We start from the raw sequence: 3,357 nt of genomic DNA, 5'->3' as shown, positions 1-3,357 counted from the left end.
AGGTCAGCGGTTCGATCCCGCTAGGCTCCACCATTAGAAAATGCTGTTGACATTTTCTTTTTTAAATGGTAGACTATTAAAGCTGTCTCTTGAAAAAGATATAAGATGTTCCTTGAAAACTAGATAACGAAACATCCAAAAATAAAGCCAACGAGTAATCGTTGTGCGCTGATTGATTAGTTTTAAACACATCACTCTTACGAGTGTGTGAATAAGGTTAAGCTAGAAAGGGCGCACGGTGGATGCCTTGGCACTAGGAGCCGATGAAGGACGGGACGAACACCGATATGCTTCGGGGAGCTGTAAGTAAGCGTTGATCCGGAGATTTCCGAATGGGGGAACCCACCATCCGTAATGGGATGGGATCCATATCTGAATACATAGGATATGTGAAGGCAGACCCGGGGAACTGAAACATCTAAGTACCCGGAGGAAGAGAAAGCAAATGCGATTTCCTTAGTAGCGGCGAGCGAAACGGAATCAGCCCAAACCAGAGGGCTTGCCCTCTGGGGTTGTAGGACACTCTACATGGAGTTACAAAGGAACGGGGTAGATGAAGCGGCCTGGAAAGGCCTGCCGAAGAAGGTAATAGCCCTGTAGTTGAAACTTCGTTCCCTCCTGAGTGGATCCTGAGTACGGCGGGACACGTGAAACCCCGTCGGAATCCGGGAGGACCATCTCCCAAGGCTAAATACTCCCTAGTGACCGATAGTGAACCAGTACCGTGAGGGAAAGGTGAAAAGCACCCCGGAAGGGGAGTGAAACAGATCCTGAAACCGTGTGCCTACAAGTAGTTGGAGCCCATTAACGGGTGACAGCGTGCCTTTTGTAGAATGAACCGGCGAGTTACGATAACGTGCAAGGTTAAGCTGAAGAAAGCGGAGCCGCAGCGAAAGCGAGTCTGAATAGGGCGAAATAGTACGTTGTCGTAGACCCGAAACCGTGTGATCTACCCATGTCCAGGGTGAAGTTCAGGTAACACTGAATGGAGGCCCGAACCCACGCACGTTGAAAAGTGCGGGGATGAGGTGTGGGTAGGGGTGAAATGCCAATCGAACACGGAGATAGCTGGTTCTCCCCGAAATAGCTTTAGGGCTAGCCTCGCGGCTAGAGTCCTGGAGGTAGAGCACTGATTGGACTAGGGGCCCCCACAGGGTTACCGAATTCAGTCAAACTCCGAATGCCAGAGACTTATCCGCGGGAGTCAGACTGCGAGTGATAAGATCCGTAGTCAAGAGGGAAACAGCCCAGACCATCAGCTAAGGTCCCAAAGTATACGTTAAGTGGGAAAGGATGTGGAGTTGCCCAGACAACCAGGATGTTGGCTTAGAAGCAGCCACCATTTAAAGAGTGCGTAATAGCTCACTGGTCGAGTGACTCCGCGCCGAAAATGTACCGGGGCTAAACGTATCACCGAAGCTATGGATTGTACCGTTAGGTACAGTGGTAGGGGAGCGTTCGAAGTGCAGTGAAGTCAGACCGGAAGGACTGGTGGAGCGCTTTGAAGTGAGAATGCCGGTATGAGTAGCGAAAGACAAGTGAGAATCTTGTCCATCGAAAGCCTAAGGTTTCCTGAGGAAGGCTCGTCCGCTCAGGGTTAGTCGGGACCTAAGCCGAGGCCGAAAGGCGTAGGCGATGGCCAACAGGTTGAAATTCCTGTACCACCTCCTTTCCGTTTGAACGACGGGGGGACGCAGGAAGGTAGGGTGAGCGTGCGACTGGAAGTGCACGTCTAAGCAGTTAGGCTGATTGTGAGGCAAATCCCGCAATCGTGAAGGCTGAGCTGTGAATGCGAGGGAAATTATAGTACCGAAGTCCCTGATCCTACACTGCCAAGAAAAGCCTCTAGTGAGGAAAGAGGTGCCCGTACCGCAAACCGACACAGGTAGGCGAGGAGAGAATCCTAAGATGATCGGGAGAACTCTCGTTAAGGAACTCGGCAAAATGACCCCGTAACTTCGGGAGAAGGGGTGCTCTGATAGGGTTAACGCCCGAGAGAGCCGCAGTGAATAGATCCAAGCGACTGTTTAGCAAAAACACAGGTCTCTGCGAAGCCGTAAGGCGAAGTATAGGGGCTGACACCTGCCCGGTGCTGGAAGGTTAAGAGGAGGGGTTATCCCTTACGGGAGAAGCTCTGAATTGAAGCCCCAGTAAACGGCGGCCGTAACTATAACGGTCCTAAGGTAGCGAAATTCCTTGTCGGGTAAGTTCCGACCCGCACGAAAGGTGTAACGACTTGGATACTGTCTCAACGAGAGACCCGGTGAAATTATAGTACCTGTGAAGATGCAGGTTACCCGCGACAGGACGGAAAGACCCCATGGAGCTTTACTGCAGCTTGATATTGGATTTTGGTACAGTTTGTACAGGATAGGTAGGAGCCTAAGAAGTCGGAGCGCCAGCTTCGATGGAGGCGTCGGTGGGATACTACCCTGACTGTATTGAAATTCTAACCTAGGACCGTGATCCGGTTCGGAGACAGTGTCAGGTGGGCAGTTTGACTGGGGCGGTCGCCTCCTAAATTGTAACGGAGGCGCCCAAAGGTTCCCTCAGAATGGTTGGAAATCATTCGCAGAGTGTAAAGGCACAAGGGAGCTTGACTGCGAGACCTACAAGTCGAGCAGGGACGAAAGTCGGGCTTAGTGATCCGGTGGTTCCGCATGGAAGGGCCATCGCTCAACGGATAAAAGCTACCCTGGGGATAACAGGCTTATCTCCCCCAAGAGTCCACATCGACGGGGAGGTTTGGCACCTCGATGTCGGCTCATCGCATCCTGGGGCTGAAGTAGGTCCCAAGGGTTGGGCTGTTCGCCCATTAAAGCGGTACGCGAGCTGGGTTCAGAACGTCGTGAGACAGTTCGGTCCCTATCCGTCGCGGGCGCAGGAAATTTGAGAGGAGCTGTCCTTAGTACGAGAGGACCGGGATGGACACACCGCTGGTGTACCAGTTGTTCCGCCAGGGGCATAGCTGGGTAGCTACGTGTGGACGGGATAAGTGCTGAAAGCATCTAAGCATGAAGCCCCCCTCAAGATGAGATTTCCCATCACGTCAAGTGAGTAAGACCCCTTAGAGATGATGAGGTTGATAGGTCTGGTGTGGAAGCGTGGCGACACGTGGAGCTGACAGATACTAATCGGTCGAGGGCTTATCCTTACTTTAAGAATATGTCACAGTTTGTGACAAACCCAATCAGGTTTTTGGATGAAAGTTATCTAGTTTTGAGGGAATATCTCTCATATGTCTGGTGGCGATAGCGAAGAGGTCACACCCGTTCCCATACCGAACACGGAAGTTAAGCTCTTTTGCGCCGATGGTAGTTGGGGGCTTCCCCCTGTTAGAGTAGGACGTTGCCGGGC

General features: G+C 52.0%; 2 rRNA genes. Both read left to right on the top strand.

What is annotated here, in order from left to right:
* Positions 1 to 215 precede the first annotated feature (215 nt).
* Positions 216 to 3,154 (top strand): 23S ribosomal RNA (locus A374_RS18830).
* An 87-nt stretch (positions 3,155 to 3,241) separates the two neighbouring features.
* A 5S ribosomal RNA gene (gene rrf, locus A374_RS18825) occupies positions 3,242 to 3,357 on the top strand.

The sequence above is a fragment of the Fictibacillus macauensis ZFHKF-1 genome (assembly GCF_000269865.1).
Lineage (GTDB): Bacteria > Bacillota > Bacilli > Bacillales > Fictibacillaceae > Fictibacillus_C > Fictibacillus_C macauensis.
Note: the sequence above shows the minus strand (reverse complement) of the source record. Positions and strands in the feature narration are given on the sequence as shown.